Genomic DNA, 20,097 nt, shown 5'->3' with positions numbered 1-20,097 from the left:
TAGTATTAGTGCTGAATATAGGAATAATCTACAAATATTTTTTGCTAAAATTTATATTTGAAAATCACAGTATGCATCATTGCATGAGGAAAACGGTTGTTATTTTTATAACCTGTAACTATAATGATTACAGATTGGTCGATACCAATCAAAAAAATAAAATCATCATGAATGGAGATGTTACATATGGGTATGAAAAAAATAATTTTAGCAGGTGCTTTAGGGATCGCAGCATTATCAGGAACAAATGTACCAGGATTAGAACTAACAAAAGCGAGTGCAGCTTCTATTGAATCGAATTTCTCGACGTTAGAAGGACGAGTAGTAGAAGTAGATAACGGTGTGATTGTTGTAAAATCTAAGCAATATGTGGAACCTGTTAGTGTGTATATTGATTCACTTTCAAACGTGAAAGTAGGAGATGAAGTAAAAGCTACTGGATCTATGATGCGTAATTTTACAGAATATATGGTTGCAACTGCAGTTGAAAATACAACAAACAAGTTAGGTATGCACATGAAAGAAGATGGCTCACCTAATTATGTAATTGGAGAAGTATCAAAAGTAGGAACGATGGAAGATGAGGGAGACAGTGCTACTAAATATGTTGTAGTTGAGTATCCATCGTTAAATGGGAAGAAAGATATTATTGATGTTTTCTTAACAAAGGGACAAGTATTTAATGTGGGTGAGAAAGTGAAAATTGATATGAAGTATGTAGGGTGGGGCGGAAGTTCTATTAACTGGAACACAGTTGACCATATAGAAAAAGTTCATGAAGCAAAGACGAACGTTGAAAATAATGATGATGTATGGATTTGGTCTTAATAAGGCGAGTATAAATCGTTATTTGCAATTTTCTCCAAACAATACATGTAAAAACTAAATGTATCATGCAGTACCCATCTCATTGCGTATGACAATTAGATGGGTACTTTTTTATTTGAAATTTGTGCAAGTCAATGTTTAGCATTTCTTTTTAAGAGTAAATTACGGTTGAAATCAAAACTTTATTTGCAGTACATAATAAATAATGTTGATTTTTTATCTTATATTAAAATAAAAACAAACCACTGTTCGATTTGAATATTCCACGATATAATGGTGAGAGTTTATGACAGAATAAATATTTACATAAGAAGTGAGGTACTGTATGAAAAAAAGAACGACAGACATTATTTTTATTATTATCGGTGCATTTCTTTTTGCGTTAGGTGTCAATTTGTTTGTTATCCCGAACGAGTTTGGTGAGGGCGGGGTAACAGGTATCACGATTATTACGTACTATTTATTTGAATGGTCACCAGGTTTAGTCAATTTAATTTTAAATGCGATTTTGCTAATAGTCGGCTATAAATTTTTAAATAAGATCACAACGATTTATACGATTATCGCTGTAGTTACGAACTCGCTATTTCTTCATTTAACAGAAGGATGGACGATTACTTCAGATGAAATGCTGGTAAATGCCATTTTCGGTGGAATATTTATCGGATGCGGGATTGGTCTGATCATTCGCGTTGGTGGAACGACAGCAGGAACTACCATCTTAGCGAGGATGACACATAAATACTTAGGCTGGAGCATTAGCTATGGTCTACTGTTCTTCGATTTAATCGTTGCATTTTCATCTTATTTCATCATTGGTGCAGAAAAACTGATGCTGACAATTATTATGCTATATGTAGGAACGAAAGTAATGGAATTTGTAATTGAAGGTTTAAATCCGAAAAAGGCCATTACAATTATTTCTGATAAACCAGATGAAATTGCCGGGAAGGTGACTACTTTAATGGGTAGAGGGGTTACTGTGTATTCAGGTCATGGTTATTACACGAAAACTCCGAAGGACATTCTTTATGTTGTTATTAATAAGCAAGAAGTAGTGAAGCTAAAGCGGATTGTTCAAACTACGGATCCGGTGGCGTTCATCGCTATCCACGATGTTCGTGATGTGTTCGGAGAAGGATTTGTTGATATTTCGAAGGCTTAAAAATTGTTTTTGATTAAAATAATCTTAATACTAAAACGTGAGAATCTATTTTGAATAATCTTTTTTCAAAATAGATTCTTTTTCTTTTTCTTGCAAAAAATCTAATTGTTTTTTAATGTAGTGATGTAGAAGGATGAACGAGAGAGGGTTTAATGAAGATGATACATATTTTATTAGCTGATGACGATAAACATATTAGAGAGTTATTGCATTACCATTTAGAAAAAGAGGGGTTTAAAGTTTTTGAAGCTGAAGATGGAAAGGTAGCGCAAGAAGTATTAGAGAAGGAAAATATTCATCTTGCGATTGTAGACATTATGATGCCGTTTGTTGATGGTTATACGTTATGTGAAGAAATACGGAAGTATCATGATATTCCTGTTATTTTATTAACTGCGAAAGACCAGTTAGTGGATAAAGAAAAAGGATTCATTTCTGGCACAGACGATTATATCGTAAAACCATTTGAACCAGCTGAAGTGATTTTCCGTATGAAAGCATTGCTGCGCCGTTATCAAATGCTGAGTGCAGACATTATTACACTCCACGGAACGACAATTGATCGTAAAGGTGTTGAGGTGAAGTGTAACGGACAGACGATTCTACTTCCGTTAAAGGAATTTGAATTATTATCACAATTAGCTAGTTATCCTGGGAGAACATTTTCAAGAGAAGAGCTAATTGAATTAGTATGGGGAATGGATTTTGAAGGGGATGAACGAACGGTTGACGTTCATGTGAAACGGCTGAGAGATCGTTTCTCAAAACGAACGGATGATTTTCAAATTACGACAGTGCGCGGCCTCGGGTATAAGTTGGAGTTGAAATAAGATGAAATCACTATATTCTAGATTTGTATTTATGACGGTCGGCATTATGCTACTTAGTAGTATTATCGGCTTTTTATTAACGAACGTATATTATCAAGTGAAGTTAAAACCGTATAATAGTGAAAAGATTTTAAAGTATGCGGAAGAAGTTAAATCATTATATGAAAAGCAAAGTGAAGAAAATCAAGAGACGTATTTGCATTCTATTGCAAAGTTAGGGTATGAAATTTATATTGTCGATGATCAAAAGAATGGAAAGCGTATCGGTAATGCGTTTCGTAAGACGTCTATTAGCGATGCTACTGTTCATAAAGTATTGCAAGGAGAAACGTTTAATGGTGTTTCTACGTATCCAACGCGTCTTTTTATTACAGGATTTTTCGATAATGAATTAATAAATAGTGTTGGTGTACCGGTAAAGCACGGTGATAAACAGTACGCGTTATTTATTCGCCCCGACATTCAGAACCAATTTGGCGAAATGCGAATTTTCTTAGCGGTATTACTTGGGTTTATCGTACTATTAAGCATTATCTTTATAGCGATTGCAGCAGGTTATATCGTTCGCCCAATCCGTAAATTTACGAAGGCTACGCAAAAAATTGCGAGTGGGGAATATAAAATTGAATTAGACGTAAAACGAAAAGATGAAATAGGAACGTTATCTACAAGCTTCCAAAAGATGACGAAAAGTATTAAAGAACTAGATGAAATGAGACAAGAATTCGTTTCGAACGTTTCACATGAATTTCAATCACCACTTTCTTCCATACAAGGTTTTTCAAAAACGTTGCAAACAGAAAAGATGAGTGAGGAAGAAAGAAATCATTACTTACAAATTATTGAAAGTGAAAGTAAGCGAATGTCTAGTTTATGTAAACAGTTGCTTACGCTCGCTTCATTAGATAAGGAGGAAAAGGTTTTACAAATAAAAGACTTTTCCTTACAAAAACAAATTAAAGACGTCATTTTTATGCTTGAATGGAAATGGCGGGAAAAAGATATCGCCGTTGAATTTGATGTGCCGGACATTACAATTCAAGGTGATGAAAACTTACTTCATCAAGTATGGAGTAACATTTTCACGAATAGCATTAAGTTTTCAAACGATGGTGGAACGATTGAGTTTTTCGTGGAAGAGTTAGAGTCTAGCGTTATAATTTCTATATCAGACAACGGAATCGGTATGGAAAAAGAAGAAATGGATCGTATTTTTGATCGTTTTTATAAGGTGGATACAGCGAGAGCAAGAAACGTAGAAGGTAGCGGTTTAGGGTTATCAATCGTGCAGAAGATTGTTGAACTGCATAAAGGGACCGTTTCGGTATATAGCACGAAAGGGGAAGGGACGACTGTTCGGGTTGAACTTCCTAAATAGATGAAAGAGGCTGTTTGGGAACAGCCTCTTCTTTTTTTGTCGCAAGTATACGTGTAAAATGAAAAAATATGAGTCATTTTAATTGCATAATCGGATGAGTTTATGGAGTGGGATTAGGAGGAAGTTTATTTAAAAATGTAGAATCTCTACAGAGTTAGAGGAAGTGTATTAAAACTTGAACTGTGTAGGGAGGAAATTACTTTGAAACGAATTGACTTGTTATTAAACGTACTAGATTCAACATTCGATAAAGAGAGTTGGTATGCACCGTTTAAACATGCTATAGAAGGACTTACAGCTGAACAGGCTATGTGGAAACCAGCTGGAGAGACAACGAATACCATTTGGGAGAATGTTAATCATCTCACTTATTACAAAGAAAGACTTGCTGCAAACTTGGAAGGACGTGAATGGACACATAATCTTGACGGTAATGACACCTTTTATCTGACTAAGCAATCTAATAATGATACGGAATGGAAGGAAGTCGTTGAACGCTCTGAAAATGCTCAGCGTAATTTAAGACAGGTATTAAGTGCAATTTCTGAAAGAGGGCTTGAACAAAATTCACTTGAAGGTAAATTACTGGACATCATGCTTCATGATGCTTATCATACAGGCCAAATTATTCAATTAAGGAAAATGCAGGGGGCATGGCCATCAAAGCGTTAACTGCCGTTTTAGGTTGGTGCTTTTGTTGAATAAAATTTAGATATTCAAACGACTTTATTATTATATTTTTAACCCCGTCCCAAATTTAGAACGGGGTTATGTTTGCTGGCTATAAAGCAGCACCTTTCCCGCGCTCCTCCCTAAACTGCACTCCAAAAGTATCCGCTGTAATCTCATCAGCTTTTGGCAATGCTCGTAATTTCGGATGAAGTAGCCATACGAGAGAAATAAATAAAATACCGATGCTAGCGAGTGCGAAAATGAGTTGGCTACTAAATACATTTGCAGTGTATCCGCCAATTAAAGAACCGATCGGCATAGCAATTGTGCTCATACTTCGCATGACTGAATTGATGCGGCCAATATATTGATTTGGAATTACAATTTGGCTAATTGTCGCAAATAATATGTTGGTTGCACCAATTGGAATCCAAGCTAGGCCGAATAAGAGAATAGATAGCCATTGAAACGGTACGATTGTAGAGAGAAACCAAAAGGTAGCGCCAGTCGCAAAGCCAATAATAGAGACACGGCCAACATTACGTTTACCAACCCATGAACTGAATAATGCACCGATGAGACTACCTGCTGATATAGCAGCTAAGAAGAAGCCATATGATTTCACGCCCCCTAAAGAATCAGCGAAAGAAGGGAGTATGGCCATCGTCATACCAATTGAAAAATTAGCGACAACGGAACCGATTAAGAATACGCCCATTAAGGAACGGAAGACGATTGAAAAACCTTCTTTTAAATCAGAGAAATATTGTTTAGTTGAAAGTGTTGTACCTGTTTCGGTTTGCTTTGGTATTTTCAATGAAAAGAACAAAAGGGCAGTAATCGCGAATGTGAAAGAGTCAATTACATATAAAGTGATCGCGCCAAATAGTGCTACTAATATTCCAGAAAGCGTCGTACAAATTAAATCAATGCCTTGATACGCAAATGAGAAGAGAGAGTTTCCTTTTAATAATTGTGTTTTATTCAGTAGAAGTGGTAAAGCTTTTGACTGTGCAGGATAGGCGAATTGTTCGATAAAGGCTACGATGGGCATGATGATGAGTAGTAGTTGGACTGTTAATAGGTCGAAGTAGTGTGTAATAGGAATGATTAATATAAGAATGCATTGCAAAACTTGTGTGATGACGAGGGTGTTTTTAATTGGCCATCTATCAACGAATGGGCCGGTAAGAAATTGTAATGCAGAAGGTAGTAACGTAAGGAAACCAGCCAATCCAGAATAAAAAGGATTACCACTTAGCTTATATACGAGCCACATTGCTGCTACGTAGTACAAGCTATCTCCTATGTTTGTAAAAATTCTCCCTAAAAATAATAAGAGGAAATTCCGGTTTTTCAATATGTCCATTTAATCTACTCCTTTATAAGAAATTTATTCGGTAAAATAAATTTGACCGTTTATGTAAAAAAAAATCGTATTACGATTTTTCTTCTTCTTTAACAAATTGCTGCATTGTTCTCTCTGCGATTTGAAGTGCAGTAGTAGAAATGTAATAAGATTTACTATTTGGATCTTTATCCGCGTCTTTTGCGATTTCATTTAATTCAGCCATCAATTGATGAAATTTTTTCACCCACACTTGAAATTGTTCTGGCGTAGCATCAAACTCCCAGCAAGATGAAACGTAATTCCACTCAGCCGGGTCTTCACTTTCTTTTCTTAATGTAAAAGCTTCTTCGGGTGCAGCAAGAATATGACTTTTCGTTCTTTCCGTCATTTGTAAAAAGATTTGGCGACCTGATTCACTTACTATTTCTAAATGAGGTAATAGTTCGGCAGCAGGGGTAAAGCCTCTAGCGACAGATTGATAAAATTTTTGAACGATGCCATTTTTTTCTTCTGTATATACGATTTCTATAAAGCCATTTTTCTCTAATTCTTTTAAATGATAATGAATTTTCGCCCTTGGAATGCCGAATTTTTCAGATAGTAGTTGTCCTGTATAAGGACGTTCACATAGACGCATCATCATTTCGACACGTAGTGGATCGCTCATTGCTTTTAGTTGGCTATAGGTAGTTAGTGTGAACACGGGCTTCAAAATGATCAACTCCTTGAATAAAATTACTCGGTCAATATTATTTGACTGAATTGTATCAAGGATTTCGAATGGTTTCAATACTTTCTGAAAATTAAATCTTAATCTCTGTAATCTTCTGTTCATATTCCGTTCATATTTCTTTTTTATGATAAGTGCATAGAAAGAAAGAGGAAGGAGCGAGCGAAATGTTTTTAGCTCTGCGTGAATTAAAACAATCAAAATTACGATACGGATTAATCGGATTGATTATGGTGTTATTATCATTTTTAGTCCTTGTTATTTCAGGATTAGCAAATGGATTATCATATGATAATGCTTCATCGATTCAAAATATGGAGGCAAATAAGTTCGTTTTAGCAGATGATGCGGAAAATAAATTACTTCGTTCACAAATTAAGAAAGACGATGTAGATAACGTAGTAAGTCAAGTAGGCGAGAAAGAGGCAGTTCCGTTTCGTGTGAAAGTTTCAACATATGAAAAGAAAGATAGCTCGAAAAAGGTTGATATCGCTATTTTCTCAAGCGAACGAGATTCATTTTTAGAACCGAACATTGTAAAAGGGGAGAAATTAGGTACAGCAAACAACGAGATGGTTGCTGATGAATCGATTAAAGAGAAGGGAATCGATATTGGAGATACAATTATCGATCCTGTTTCAAAGAAAGAATTTACAATCGTCGGATTTACGAAAGATCAAATGTTTAGCCATACACCAGTCGTTTATGTAAATGAAGACGTATGGGGATCTATTTCACAACCAAACCAAAAAGATTATAGTGCAATTGCACTTAACACAGATAAAGAAATTAAAAATGCTCACGTTATCGATAAAAAAGAAGTACTGCAAAGTATTCCAGGATTTAAAGAAGAGCAAGGAACTTTAACGATGATCATTGCGTTCTTACTTGTGATCGCTGCGTTATTAATCGGTGTATTCTTCTATGTTATTACACTACAAAAAACACAGCAATTAGGTGTATTAAAAGCAATTGGTACGAAGAACTCGTATTTAGCAAATAGTTTAGTCGTACAGGCGTTATTCTTATCAGTCGTTGCGATGGTAATTAGTATCGTTCTTGTACAAGGATTAGAACAAATTTTACCAGCGGGTATGCCGTTCTTATTAACAACACCGATGATTGCACAATACGCAGCAATCTTTATCGTAATTAGTATTTTAGGAACACTTATTTCGTTATACCAAGTATTAAAAGTTGATGCATTAGAAGCAATTGGAGGCGGGATGTAATGACTTCATTATTGAAATTAGACAAAGTAAGTAAAGTGTACGGAGAAGGGAATACGGAAGTAACAGCCCTTCATCCGATGTCGCTTGATGTGAAAGCTGGAGAGTTTATCGGAATCGTCGGTCCTTCTGGATCAGGGAAAAGTACATTATTATCAATCGCGGGTGCACTATTATCACCGTCAAAAGGGGATATTTACATTCGTGAGCAAAATATTACGAAGCTATCAGAAAAGGAAATGACAGACATTCGTTTGAAAAAAATCGGCTTCATTTTCCAGTTCGCAAATCTTGTTCCATATTTAAATGTGAAAGAACAATTACTTTACATTGCTAAGTTAAAAAAAGAAAGTAAACAAGAATCAGAAAAGCGTGCGGATCATTTATTAGCGGCATTTGGATTAGGAGAAAGAAAAAATCATTATCCAAATCAACTATCTGGTGGGGAAAAACAAAGGGTAGCAATTGCTCGTGCGTTCATGAACAACCCAGATTTAATATTAGCGGATGAGCCAACGGCAAGCTTAGACTCAAAACGCGCACGTGAAGTTGTTGAAATGATGAAACGTGAAGTGAAAGAGAGCCAAAAAGCAGCAATTATGATTACACATGATGAAAGAATGCTTGATGTATGTGATCGTATATTGACGCTTCGAGATGGACAGTTAATATAAAAAAAGGAAAACCGTACATGTATGTGCGGTTTTCCTTTTTTTAATGGATTTATTTAGAGAATAACGTTTTAATTTTATTACGAGTAAGTAATAAAATCCCGCCTAATACAGATAGCATTCCTAGAGCCATATTGTTTGATTGCTCGCTACCAGCGTTAGGAAGTTCTTTAGCGTTATTGTTTTTAGTACCATTATCTGCTTGCGTTTGTTTGGACTGTGATACTTCATTAATCTTGTTATCAACATTTTGCTTCGTTGTATGTAACTCAGCTAATTTGTCGTCAATTTTTTTCTCAGTATGCTTAAAGTCGTTGATTTTAATATCTAAGTCTTGTTTTTTCTTTGTTAAATCGTCTGAAACAGTTTGTTTCGATTGTTTAATTTCGTTAATTTTATTTAGTAAATCTTCTCTAGCCTTTTGTAATTCAGCTAGTTTGTTTTTTACATCTTGTTTAGCTAGTTCTAAGTTAGCGGAAAGACTGTCTAAATTGCCTTTAATTTTCTTAAGTTCCTCTAACGTGTTACCAGTATTCGGCTTGTTTTCTTTTAGTTCAGCGAGTTTGTCTTCAGCAGTTTGTTTCGCTTTCTTTAACTCAGCTAATTTTTCATCTACTTGTTTTTTAACTTCCTTAAGTTCATTAACCTTTTGATCAATGTTCTCTTTATGTTGCTTCATTTCATTCACTTTTTCATCGACAGTTTGTTTATGTTCTTTAATCTCATTCACTTTGTTATCGATATTTTGTTTATGCTCTTTTACTTCAGCAACTTTATCTTCTACTTGTTTTTTATGCTCTTTAATTTCAGCGATTTTATCTTCGGCGATTTGTTTGTCTTGCTGAAGTTTTGCATCTAACTCTTGTTTATGTTGTTTAATCTCGTTAATTTTTTCATCAGCAACTTGTTTACGTTCATGTAGTTCATTCACCTTCGTATCAACATTTTCCTTAACTTTGTTAAGTTCATTTAATGTTTGATCCACGTTTTCTTTGTGTTGCTGTAATTTCGCATCTAACTCTTGTTTATGTTGCTTAATTTCAGCTAATCGATCTCCCGTACTTTGCTGAGGAGTAGCATCATTTACTTCCGCCTGAGCAGAGTTCGCGCCAGCAATCATTGCTAAAGCTAGTGTAGACGCAGCAATTGTTTGTTTTGTTTTCATATTTTTGTACCTCTTTTCTTTCATATGCATGAGCTGTTTTGTGTAAAATTGAGCATATAGAAGTAGATTATCTTATTATTATATACTATGTTAGGCGCTTAGAGGAAGGATTTGCATAATAATCTATGATTATGTAATTTTTATAATCTCTTATTTGGGGTAGGGGATAAACCTTTAGCTAGATGAACAATTTCTTCTATAGTAAAGCTTACATCTTTATTATTGCGAATAACAAACAAATAATCAGCCTCGTTTTCTACAGGATCTACCACATCATCGTGAAGTGATTCAGTTTGTTGTCGATCAAGTACTTCTTTGAAACTAGAATATCCACCTCTAAAAATATTCGTACTTCGCGTGCTTCGAGCCACTCTTTTGTAAAGTACATCATCTGGAATGTCAAAATGAACTAATATGCGTACATATTCATTCTGTGGAAATAATTCGTTTAGTAAATAGAATCTTCCGTTTTTACTGCGATTGGAATTACAAATAATAAGGTGTAAATTTGTATGTTCTTTCGCATAATCAACAATGAATTTAGAAAGACAGTGCTTAAATGTATTAGGGCCTTTAGCCGGCTGTAATTTTTCGTAATGCGTGTTAATAAATTCAGCTTGATTATCTTGATCCATAACGAAAGAGTGGGGTAACTCTTTTTCTAATGCTCTTGCAAATGTAGTTTTTCCACTGTGTGTTTTTCCTACTGTAATGATAACTAATCTTTTCATGACGCCCTCCATTTGTGTTGTTATAAACTGGAATATTCGGTGTAGATCGAAGTCTTCCTGCTAGAGATTACAAAAATTGTTGGAGCGTAGCAGGTTGGAAATTTGACAAAAAAACTTATTTATGCTATAATTTACCAAAATAAAAATAAGGTGTATAATAGGGTTCTCCTGGCCAGGGGAACCCTATTTTTGTTGTGAAAATGAAGGAGAGTGTATGTGCGTGAAACAAGGTGAAGCAAGTGTAACGTCGTTAGTATCAGCTTTCAGCAGGGCATATCATAGTGAATTTGATAATCCGAAAATCTTTGATGATTATGTAGCTAAAGAGTTCATTTCGCCAAAAGAACGAATTAATATTGAAACGAATATGGTTCAAGGAATACATTTCTTCAATACAGACATTGCACAGCAGTTTCAAGATAATCCACAAGAAATATTAAAATGGATTACACAAGTGCAATTATCACCAACACCTTTAGCACGTGCGGCATATTGTGAAAGAGTATTACTACACGAGATTACGCTGGGAGCGAAACAATACGTCATACTCGGTGCAGGCTTAGATACGTTCAGTTTTAGACACCAAGAATTAGAAAATAAAATAGAAATATTTGAAGTGGATCATCCTTCTACGCAGGCGTTTAAGAAGGAAAGAATAAAAGAAGTAGAACTTGAAGTTCCAAATAACCTTCATTTTGTTTCAATGGATTTTACGAAAGGATTTTCCTATGAACAGTTACGCAATGAAGGATTTGAACATAAAAAGACTTTCTTTAGCCTTTTAGGTGTTACGTACTATTTAACGAAAGAGGAACTTGCTAGTTTATTAGAATGTTTATTCGAGATGGTTCCGGCAGGTAGTTCTATCGTTTTTGATTATCCCGATGAAAATTTGTTTACGGAAAAGGGACTGTCCAATCGAGTTGAAAATATGGTGAAAATGGCTGCGGTATGCGGAGAACCGATGAAGTCATGTTATTCTTATGCTGAAATGGAAGCACTGTTAGAGAAGGCGGGCTTACTCATTTATGAGCATTTATCACCAGAGGATATAAATACATTATATTTTGCCGGAAGAAATGATTATTTGAAAGCTTTCGAGACGGTATATTATGTGCATGCGGTGAAGAGGTAAGGAATTAGTAGGCATAGGGAGGAATCTCTGTGTCTTTTTTTAAACAAAAGAGAAAATAGAAGATGTTTAAATGAGATGTATATACGTTCCATATATTTATATTTGCTGCTCAATAAACTATCATCTCACATAAGTTTGTACCACATATTCACTTTTATTTACAAAAAATACTATTAATTATTTTTGGATAATTGTTATAATATAGTTGGATTGATATAAATGTTTTTTCTATATTATGTATTTGAAGAATTCTCATGCAAAAAGAGCCAGTTCTCAAGTAGAGAACTGGCTCTTTGTTGAAGAGAAATAGGATTAGATGTACATAATGGGATGGCAGAATTTCAAGAAAAAATCTGTATTTATCCACAACAGTATTTAGATATGACGGAATTTTTAAATTTATAAAAAGATTAAGAGGCGATAGAAAATGAAAAGGTATATTAGTATAAAAGGAATTGGTAGCTATCTTCCAAAACGAAAGGTAGCTTCTTTTGAAATAGATCGTATGCTACATGTGCCAGAAGGCTGGACATTAAAAAAAGCTGGAGTAAAAACACGATACTTTGTTGATGAGGAAACGTCTTCTTATATGGGGGCGGAAGCTGCAAAAAAAGCTGTAGAAGATGCTAAGTTAACATGGGATGATATCGATTGTATTATTTGCGGAAGCGGAACGATTCAGCAGGCAATCCCTTCTACTGCATCACTTATTCAAGAACAGCTCGGGCTACAGCATTCTGGTATTCCATGTTTTGATATCAATTCAACATGTCTAAGTTTTATAACAGCACTTGATACAATTTCTTACGCAATTGAATGTGGAAGATATAAAAATGTTGTTATTATTTCTTCTGAAATTTCTTCTGTTGGATTAAATTGGGGACAAAATGAAAGCAGTATTTTATTCGGTGACGGTGCGGCAGCTGTTGTCATAACAAAAGGCGATCATTCATCTTCTATTATTGCTTCCCATATGGAAACATATAGCTCTGGTGCCCATTTATCAGAAATCCGTGGCGGTGGAACGATGATTCATCCTAGGGAGTATAGTGAGGAAAGAAAAGAAGACTTCTTGTTCGATATGAATGGAAGAGCCATTTTTAAACTATCTTCTAAGTATTTATTGAAGTTTATCGACAAGCTCCTTATGGATACTGGTTATTCTTTAGCTGATATTGATTTAATTGTTCCTCACCAAGCAAGTGGACCAGCTATGAGACTCATTCGTAAAAAATTAGGGGTAGATGAAGAACGTTTTATGACCATTTTTGAAGACTACGGTAATATGATTTCCGCATCTATTCCAGTCGCTCTTTTCGAAGCGATTAAGCAAAAGAAAGTGCAACGCGGAAATAAAATATTATTATTAGGTACTTCTGCGGGACTTTCTATCGGGGGCATCCTTCTTGAATACTAAGAAAACAGTATTAATTACAGGGGCACGTGCACCAGCAACTTTGCATTTATGCAGACTGTTTCATAACGCCGGACATACCGTTATTATTGCAGATAGTATTCCTTATCCGTTAAGTAAAGTTTCAAAGAGTACGGATTACTTTTATAAAATCCCATCCCCAAAGTGGAAAATAAATGAAAGTATTCGTGCGCTACTATCCATTATTCAACGTCACAATGTAGATTTGCTTATCCCTACTTGTGAAGAAGTATTTTATATATCTAAATATAGAGAGGAATTAAATGCGTTTTGTCATGTATTAGTAGATGATTTTCAAAAACTTTCATTACTGCATAATAAGTGGGAATTCATTCAGTTAGTAGCGAATTTAGGGTGGCAAGTACCTGCAACAAGCAGAATAAGTAATGAAGAAGCGATAAGGTTAATGATATACAAAACACCAGCTCATACTCCTTTTGTATTAAAGCCGATTTATTCTCGGTTTTCTGATAAAGTGGAATTTATTACAAAAGAGGCTGCTCTAAAAGAAAGCATGATACATAAATCGAATTATATTATGCAAGAGTTTATACAAGGGACGCAGCATTGTTCCTACAGTATTGCACAATCTGGAGAAGTGTTAGCTCACTCTACGTATAAAACGGAATTCACGGCAGGCTTGGGTGCTACCATTGCGTTTAAGCATATGAATCATCCTAAAATTGATCAGTTTGTTACGCATATTGTAAAAGAGTTAAATTTCTCAGGACAAATCGCTTTTGATTTTATCGTTACAGAGAATGGAGATGCGATTCCAATTGAATGTAATCCACGTACTACAAGTGGATTACATTTATTCGATGAGGAAATATTGCCCGTTTTTTTTAATGAAACAGTAAACAATTCATTCATTCCAAAACAAAATTCGGAGTGTGCAATTCGGTTAGCGATGCTTTTATATGGATTTCCTTATTTAAAAAGTAAACAAAAACGTAAACGATGTTTAAAAGTTCTATGCTCATATCCAGATATCGTTTATCGTCACAATGATTGGAAACCATTTTTTTATCAGTTTTTTAGCATGTACAAATTATGGCGTGAAAGTTATAAACATGAACGGACTATTTTAGAGCAAACAACATATGACATATCGTGGGATGGTGAAGATTTATGAAAATGCTAGTAACTGGTGGAACGGGCTTTCTAGGACAAAAACTCGCCTTTCGACTGAAGAATATGGGCTATGAAGTAACGGCAACGGGAAGAAATAAAACAATCGGTAAGGGATTAGAACAAAATGGAATCGAGTTTGTTCATTGTCCTTTTGAAGACAGGGAGCGTGTGCTACAAGTTTGTAAAGATAAAGATTATATCTTTCATAGTGGCGCACTTTCTTCCCCTTGGGGCAAATATGAAGATTTTTATAATGCGAATGTGTTAGGAACGAAACATATTATCGAGGGAAGTCAGAAGTACGGTATAAAACGCCTTATCCACGTATCAACACCAAGTATTTATTTCTATTATGATGAGCGACAAAATGTAGTAGAAAATGCGAAACTTCCTGATACGTTTGTAAATCATTATGCAACAACGAAGTACATGGCTGAACAAGCTATTGATCAAGCTTTCGCGCAGGGTTTACCAGTTATCACAATACGCCCGCGCGCTTTATTCGGACCAGGAGATAACGCGATTCTTCCGCGTCTTATTAAAGTATGTGAAAAAGGGGCCTTACCGAGAATTGGTACAGAAAATGTTCTTGTTGATATTACGTATGTTGAGAATGTTGTAGATGCCTTACTTCTTTGTATGCATTCCCCAAAACATACATTAGGGCAAAAGTACAATATAACAAATGACGAACGTATAAATTTATATGAGGTCATAGAACATGTAATGAAGCGCCTTGATAAGGAAGTGCGATATAAAAAAATTTCCTACAAAACTGCTTTTACACTAGCGACTATATTAGAAGGAATCTCAAAAACTATTTTATTCGGAAAAGAACCTATTCTTACAAAGTATACCGTTAGCGTCCTTTCAAAAAGCCAGACGTTAAGTATTGATAAAGCTAAAGAAGAACTAGGATATGTTCCAAAGGTTAGTATAGAAGAAGGAATTACAAAATTTGTAGATTGGTGGAAAATACGATGAAAATCAAATCTTTAAAGCTATATGATACAGGATATTGCACACATCCAGAAAAAATCGCATACTCCAAGGGCACTTGGAAACAAATCTGTTTTCCAGCTACAGTAGGATTACTCCAGCATCCAGAATTAGGATATATTTTGTTTGATACTGGATATGCAGGACACTTTAAAGAAGCGACAAAAAAATTCCCTTACTCTGTATATGCAAAATTAACGCCTGTTCATTTTACGGAAGAACAATCTATTAAACAGCAACTTCTTCTTGATGGTATTCAGCCAGAAGAAATTAAATACATTATTCTTTCTCATTTTCATGGTGATCATACAGCTGGTTTACCCGATTTTCCAAAAGCGAAAATATTAACCTTCGCAAAAGCTTATGAGGATATTAAAAAGAGAAGTAAATTTGGTGCTCTATTAAAAGGGTGTCTAAAAGATACACTGCCAGTGGATTTAGAGCAGAGGATGACATTCATTGATCAAACTCCATTCCTTAACTTACCTTCTACATATGGAAAGTTTGAAGAGGGGTATGATGTATTTGGTGATGGTTCATTATTTGCTGTTGACTTAACAGGACATGCAACTGGTCAATTTGGTATATTCGTCCATTTACAGAGTAATAAAATTGTCTTTCTTTGTGCAGACGCAGTGTGGCTAAGTAAAACGTATCAAAACCTTGTCTTTCCTAGTAAGATTGCCAACCTTTTAACGAGCGATCCAAAGTCTTATCGGAAGAATATTGAGAAGTTACACTATTTATCACAAACATCACCTGAGATTGAAATTGTACCCACTCATTGTGAACATACATGGGATAAAATTAAAGCAGGGGTGTACTATGAATAAACTACGGATTCTCAAGCAATACTTGAAAACAAAATATGGCTTGAGATTTTCAAATCGCAAACAATTGGAACAGTTTCATAAACGACAAATAGAAAAACAACTTTTGTTCACGATAGAGGCGTCGCCTTTTTATCGCCAGTTATATAAACCGTTTTCACATGAAATTCAAAAGGGAAATTTGTCTGCACTCCCGATTATTGATAAAGAAGTAATGATGGAACATTTTGATACATTAAATACAGTCCATATTTCAAAGGAAGAAGCGTTTCATATAGCATTTGAAGCAGAGAAGACCCGGAATTTCTCACCAACCATTCGTAATATAACTGTCGGTTTATCATCAGGCACTAGTGGAAATCGCGGGGTTTTTCTCGTTTCCGAGGAAGAACAAACGTTGTGGGCTGGATCGATTATTGGAAAGGTGCTTCCTTCTAGCGTTCTACATAAACACACGATTGCTTTTTTCTTACGTGCAAATAGCAATTTATACGAAGCGACAAAAAATAAGCGAATCTCATTTCATTTTTTTGATTTACTAGATTCGTTTCAACAGCATATCACGCGATTAAATGAAGTAAAGCCATCTATTTTAATTGCACCTCCGTCTATGTTACGGAAAATTGCTTACTGGCAGCAAGAAGGACTGATTACAATTTGTCCTAAGAAAATTATCTCTGTAGCAGAAGTGCTTGAAGATATTGATAGAGACTTTATTTCTGCAACTTTCAAGCAGACAGTACACCAAGTTTACCAATGTACAGAAGGTTTTCTTGCTACAACCTGCAAGCAGGGGACATTACACATAAATGAAGACCTCGTTCATATTGAAAAAGAATACTTAGATCAAGAGAAAGGGATATTCGTTCCCATTATTACTGATTTCATGAGGAAAACACAGCCGATTATACGATATCGTCTCAATGACATATTAATTGAGAAAAAAACGCCGTGCAGCTGTGGCTCACCTTTCTTAGCATTAGAACGTATTGATGGTCGATGTGACGATATATTTATTGGAATAAGTGAAGTGGATCATAGCGAAATATTTATTTTTCCAGATTTCATTAGAAGAGCAATTTTGTTTGCATCTAATGAAATTCAAGAATTTAAAGTAATACAACATAGCGTAGATAAAATTGAAATTAAACTTAAAGCACTACCTGAAGATCTCGAATTATGTAAATCCAATGTAATGCAAGAGTTACATGCACTGTGGTCTACGAAAAAGTGTGCGATACCACATTTTTTCTTTTCACATTACGATATTCAAGTATATGATAAAAAATTAAAAAGAATAGAAAGTTTTGTAAGGCGTGGTGAACATAAATGATTCAGTTACATGATGTTCATTCTTTGCATAGCATTGATTGGGAATCCAAAAAAGATGGAGCGTATGTACGAGATAGTTTCTTGCCCCTTTTTCAAAAGGGCGTTACAGCATTTATAGAAAATGTTAACACGCAGCTCTTTCTACTAGAAATTGATGATCTCATCTTACCAGTCACTCTTAATAACGCTGAGTTTGAAAATTCATATGTATGTTCTCCTTATACACATTACATATCTTATGCGTTAGAAGAGCTATGGGAGTTGAAAAAACCATGGCTAGAGAAGCTATTAACCTATCCGATTCATCTTATGGGAAATTGGCTAAGACAAACGAATATTAATAAAGCAATTGTAGTAAATAATTGGATGCTTTCAACAAATCTTTATCACTCTATCAACGAACAACAAATCGAACAAATAACGAAATTATTAGTTGGAAAATTTCCAGAGCATACAATTCTATTTCGCTCTTTAAATAACAAATTATATCCCTTAACGACAGAAGCACTATCTACAGCAGGTTACAATAAAATTATGTCTCGTTCTATATATTTATTTGATCCGAAACACTATAAAAAAATGAATCGAAAAAAACGAAAAGACTTATTAAATGATAAAAGTTTATTAGAGAAAAGCAATTATGAAATCATTACGAATGAAGAATTAACAAAAGATGATATTTCACAAATTTCCCAGCTATACAACCAACTATATATTGAAAAATATTCCGCCCATAACCCAATGTTTACACCCGCTTATGTATGGAATGCTCTTCAGCATCGTTTATTTGAGATAAAGGCCATAAAAAAAGGGAATGCAATTGATGGTGTCATTGCTTATTTTATTAGGGATGGAGTTATGACAACGCCGATCCTTGGCTATAATACAAACTCTGACCAGAAACAAGGTTTATACCGTATACTTTCCCTCCTTATTACAATGGATTCTATCGAAAAAGGTTTAATTTGTCATTGTAGTGCTGGGGCTGGAGAGTTCAAACGAAATCGTGGTGCAATACAGCAGATTGAATACAGTTATGTATATAACGCTCATTTACCACCTAGACAACAAAAGGTATGGAAAGTATTAATGTGGATATTAAATACATATATAGAACCGATGGCAAAAAAACATCGCTTTTAAGCAAAAAAGGGATAAGATTCGTAATTTGTAGGAGTTATAAGTGTTTAATCTTGTTCTGTTAGTTGATTGAACAAAATGTTTTTTTTAGTAGGCTACATAAAATAATCAATCTTTTTCATAAAAACTTAGGGAAGCCAGAAGGACCCCACACATTTTACTCAAAATGTGTGGGGTCCTTCTTTTTATAAAATGAATATTTGTAGTGTGGAATATATCCAATTGATTAACCGAACTAGTATTTTAGGGACATTAACTGAAACCATAAATATAACCTCATGTCTATCTTGTTGATGAATATCATTGTCTTTGGATAAAGAACAGTAAAACTTTAGATCTTTGATTTTTATTACAATTTTGTAAGGTTAAGTAATAAAAATCGATAGAACTAGATATGTGAATAGGATACTCTGATTAACGGATAGAATATTCTGAAAAAAAGGGCGGAGCTCCCTAGTTACCAATTTACCGAACAGGCTGCTGCAGGTCTTAAGACAAATGTTACCGATATGATGGCATTGATACTTGCAAGCATGGATGCAAATAATAAAGGGAATGGTGTCATCAAAAGTGAACGTGTTGAGGAAATGCAAAAGCCGATATTAGGGGAGAATGGTTTAGGTATATTTGAAAAAAAACTATCTAATCAATGGAAATTACTTTATCATTCTGGTGACAATCGTGGCTGGCATTCTTTTTATGGTTTCATTCCTAATACAAAGGATGGATTGGTAATCCTTACAAATGGTGAAGGTGGTATAGACTTACGACAGGATATTTACCACGCATGGATTGAATATGAAACTGGAAAATTACCTGAAAGTTACTTCGCTCTAGCTGAGCAGAGAAAAACTAACTTCATTACATCAATTGTTATTGGCGCCACATTTAGTATATATTTGCTACTGTTTGTGATTAGTTTGTACAAAGGTAGAAGAACGTTCATTTTTAAGCAAGAGAAGAAATCTTACATCGGATTAGTAGTTAGGACATTTTTACTTATTATTCCTGCTGTTCTCGTTTTTTGTGCTGCCGATTTGTGGAGAGTGTTTAGTTTGAATTCCGGTAATACAATAAATTTCATTCTAATAATGGTATGGATTATAACATTATTAATTAGTGGATTTTTCCCGAAAATTAAAAGTAATAAAAACAACGTATGAAACGAAAAGATTTAACATCAAAATTTACATGTATGTAATGTAAAAGACTAGAAAGCTAGATTGGCGTGAATCGCGAATTGTGGAGTGCAAAAAACAACAAAATCTCTTAAAAAACACTTAATTTTTTACTCCATCTATCTTTACAATCCCTCTTTATAATGTGAATTGGACAAGCACCT

General features: G+C 34.6%; 18 protein-coding genes and 1 pseudogene. 15 read left to right on the top strand and 4 right to left on the bottom strand.

Translation table 11 applies throughout. The annotated features are described in order from the left end of the window. Positions 1-186: 186 nt before the first annotated feature. From V7S45_RS15875 to V7S45_RS15855, 5 genes are all read left to right on the top strand, one after another. Positions 187-828 carry an ATP F0F1 synthase subunit alpha gene (locus V7S45_RS15875; RefSeq protein ID WP_025686844.1) on the top strand — a complete coding sequence of 214 codons (642 nt, stop codon included), beginning with the start codon at positions 187-189 and terminating at the stop codon, positions 826-828. Between the two features lie 325 nt (positions 829-1,153). Then, positions 1,154-1,993 carry a YitT family protein gene (locus tag V7S45_RS15870; protein WP_000747502.1) on the top strand — a complete coding sequence of 280 codons (840 nt, stop codon included), beginning with the start codon at positions 1,154-1,156 and terminating at the stop codon, positions 1,991-1,993. A 152-nt stretch (positions 1,994-2,145) separates the two neighbouring features. Beyond that, complete coding sequence (locus V7S45_RS15865) at positions 2,146-2,823, top strand: response regulator transcription factor (protein WP_000781959.1); 678 nt, start codon at positions 2,146-2,148, stop codon at positions 2,821-2,823. 1 nt (position 2,824) lies between these two features. Beyond that, entirely contained in the window at positions 2,825-4,201 is a 1,377-nt protein-coding gene (locus tag V7S45_RS15860; protein WP_025686845.1) for a HAMP domain-containing sensor histidine kinase, read from the top strand. Between the two features lie 201 nt (positions 4,202-4,402). After that, positions 4,403-4,873: a DinB family protein gene (locus tag V7S45_RS15855; protein ID WP_025686846.1), complete on the top strand. Its 471-nt coding sequence runs from the start codon at positions 4,403-4,405 to the stop codon at positions 4,871-4,873. 109 nt (positions 4,874-4,982) lie between these two features. Here the strand turns inward: V7S45_RS15855 and V7S45_RS15850 are convergent, their stop codons facing one another. Both V7S45_RS15850 and V7S45_RS15845 read right to left on the bottom strand, forming a co-directional pair. Continuing rightward, entirely contained in the window at positions 4,983-6,242 is a 1,260-nt protein-coding gene (locus V7S45_RS15850) for an MFS transporter (protein ID WP_025686847.1), read from the bottom strand. Positions 6,243-6,312: 70 nt separating this feature from the next. Beyond that, positions 6,313-6,936 (bottom strand): winged helix-turn-helix domain-containing protein, encoded by a 624-nt coding sequence (locus V7S45_RS15845; protein ID WP_025686848.1) that lies wholly within the window; start codon positions 6,934-6,936, stop codon positions 6,313-6,315. A 185-nt stretch (positions 6,937-7,121) separates the two neighbouring features. Here V7S45_RS15845 and V7S45_RS15840 point away from each other — a divergent pair, with 185 nt between their 5' ends. Together V7S45_RS15840 and V7S45_RS15835 are read left to right on the top strand one after the other, a co-directional pair. Beyond that, the gene (locus V7S45_RS15840) at positions 7,122-8,186 is read left to right on the top strand and encodes an ABC transporter permease (RefSeq protein WP_000477773.1); all 1,065 of its coding nucleotides are present in this window, start codon (positions 7,122-7,124) and stop codon (positions 8,184-8,186) included. Beyond that, positions 8,186-8,857, top strand: coding sequence for an ABC transporter ATP-binding protein (locus V7S45_RS15835; protein WP_000202606.1), 672 nt, complete (start codon positions 8,186-8,188; stop codon positions 8,855-8,857). Before V7S45_RS15840 ends, V7S45_RS15835 begins: the two co-directional genes overlap by 1 nt. Positions 8,858-8,906: 49 nt before the next feature. Here V7S45_RS15835 and V7S45_RS15830 read toward each other — a convergent pair whose 3' ends face one another. Then, positions 8,907-10,019 (bottom strand): LPXTG cell wall anchor domain-containing protein, encoded by a 1,113-nt coding sequence (locus tag V7S45_RS15830; protein ID WP_025686849.1) that lies wholly within the window; start codon positions 10,017-10,019, stop codon positions 8,907-8,909. Positions 10,020-10,159: 140 nt separating this feature from the next. Beyond that, positions 10,160-10,750 carry an AAA family ATPase gene (locus V7S45_RS15825; protein ID WP_025686850.1) on the bottom strand — a complete coding sequence of 197 codons (591 nt, stop codon included), beginning with the start codon at positions 10,748-10,750 and terminating at the stop codon, positions 10,160-10,162. Between the two features lie 214 nt (positions 10,751-10,964). Between V7S45_RS15825 and V7S45_RS15820 the strand changes: the two genes are divergently transcribed. The 8 genes and pseudogenes from V7S45_RS15820 to V7S45_RS15785 form a co-directional block, all read left to right on the top strand. Next, a complete protein-coding gene (locus V7S45_RS15820) occupies positions 10,965-11,885 on the top strand; it encodes a class I SAM-dependent methyltransferase (RefSeq protein ID WP_089607566.1) in 921 nt (306 codons plus the stop codon). A gap of 427 nt (positions 11,886-12,312) precedes the next feature. Then, positions 12,313-13,302: a beta-ketoacyl-ACP synthase III gene (locus V7S45_RS15815; RefSeq protein WP_025686852.1), complete on the top strand. Its 990-nt coding sequence runs from the start codon at positions 12,313-12,315 to the stop codon at positions 13,300-13,302. Continuing rightward, positions 13,292-14,455 (top strand): ATP-grasp domain-containing protein, encoded by a 1,164-nt coding sequence (locus V7S45_RS15810; RefSeq protein WP_025686853.1) that lies wholly within the window; start codon positions 13,292-13,294, stop codon positions 14,453-14,455. The genes V7S45_RS15815 and V7S45_RS15810 overlap by 11 nt, the downstream gene beginning before the upstream one ends. Beyond that, on the top strand, positions 14,452-15,438 hold the full coding sequence (locus tag V7S45_RS15805) for an NAD(P)-dependent oxidoreductase (protein ID WP_025686854.1): 987 nt from the start codon (positions 14,452-14,454) through the stop codon (positions 15,436-15,438). Before V7S45_RS15810 ends, V7S45_RS15805 begins: the two co-directional genes overlap by 4 nt. After that, the gene (locus V7S45_RS15800; RefSeq protein ID WP_000695253.1) at positions 15,435-16,286 is read left to right on the top strand and encodes an MBL fold metallo-hydrolase; all 852 of its coding nucleotides are present in this window, start codon (positions 15,435-15,437) and stop codon (positions 16,284-16,286) included. The genes V7S45_RS15805 and V7S45_RS15800 overlap by 4 nt, the downstream gene beginning before the upstream one ends. Then, positions 16,279-17,616 carry a F390 synthetase-related protein gene (locus V7S45_RS15795; RefSeq protein ID WP_025686855.1) on the top strand — a complete coding sequence of 446 codons (1,338 nt, stop codon included), beginning with the start codon at positions 16,279-16,281 and terminating at the stop codon, positions 17,614-17,616. Before V7S45_RS15800 ends, V7S45_RS15795 begins: the two co-directional genes overlap by 8 nt. Then, on the top strand, positions 17,613-18,758 hold the full coding sequence (locus V7S45_RS15790; RefSeq protein ID WP_025686856.1) for a hypothetical protein: 1,146 nt from the start codon (positions 17,613-17,615) through the stop codon (positions 18,756-18,758). The genes V7S45_RS15795 and V7S45_RS15790 overlap by 4 nt, the downstream gene beginning before the upstream one ends. Before the next feature lie 443 nt (positions 18,759-19,201). Further along, positions 19,202-19,956 (top strand): annotated as a pseudogene (locus V7S45_RS15785) (penicillin-binding protein); the annotation flags it as partial. Between the last annotated feature and the right edge of the window lie 141 nt (positions 19,957-20,097).

Source organism: Bacillus sp. BR3(2024) (assembly GCF_039134555.1).
Classification (GTDB): Bacteria; Bacillota; Bacilli; order Bacillales; family Bacillaceae_G; genus Bacillus_A; species Bacillus_A cereus.
This window is presented reverse-complemented; position numbering and strand designations above follow the sequence as displayed.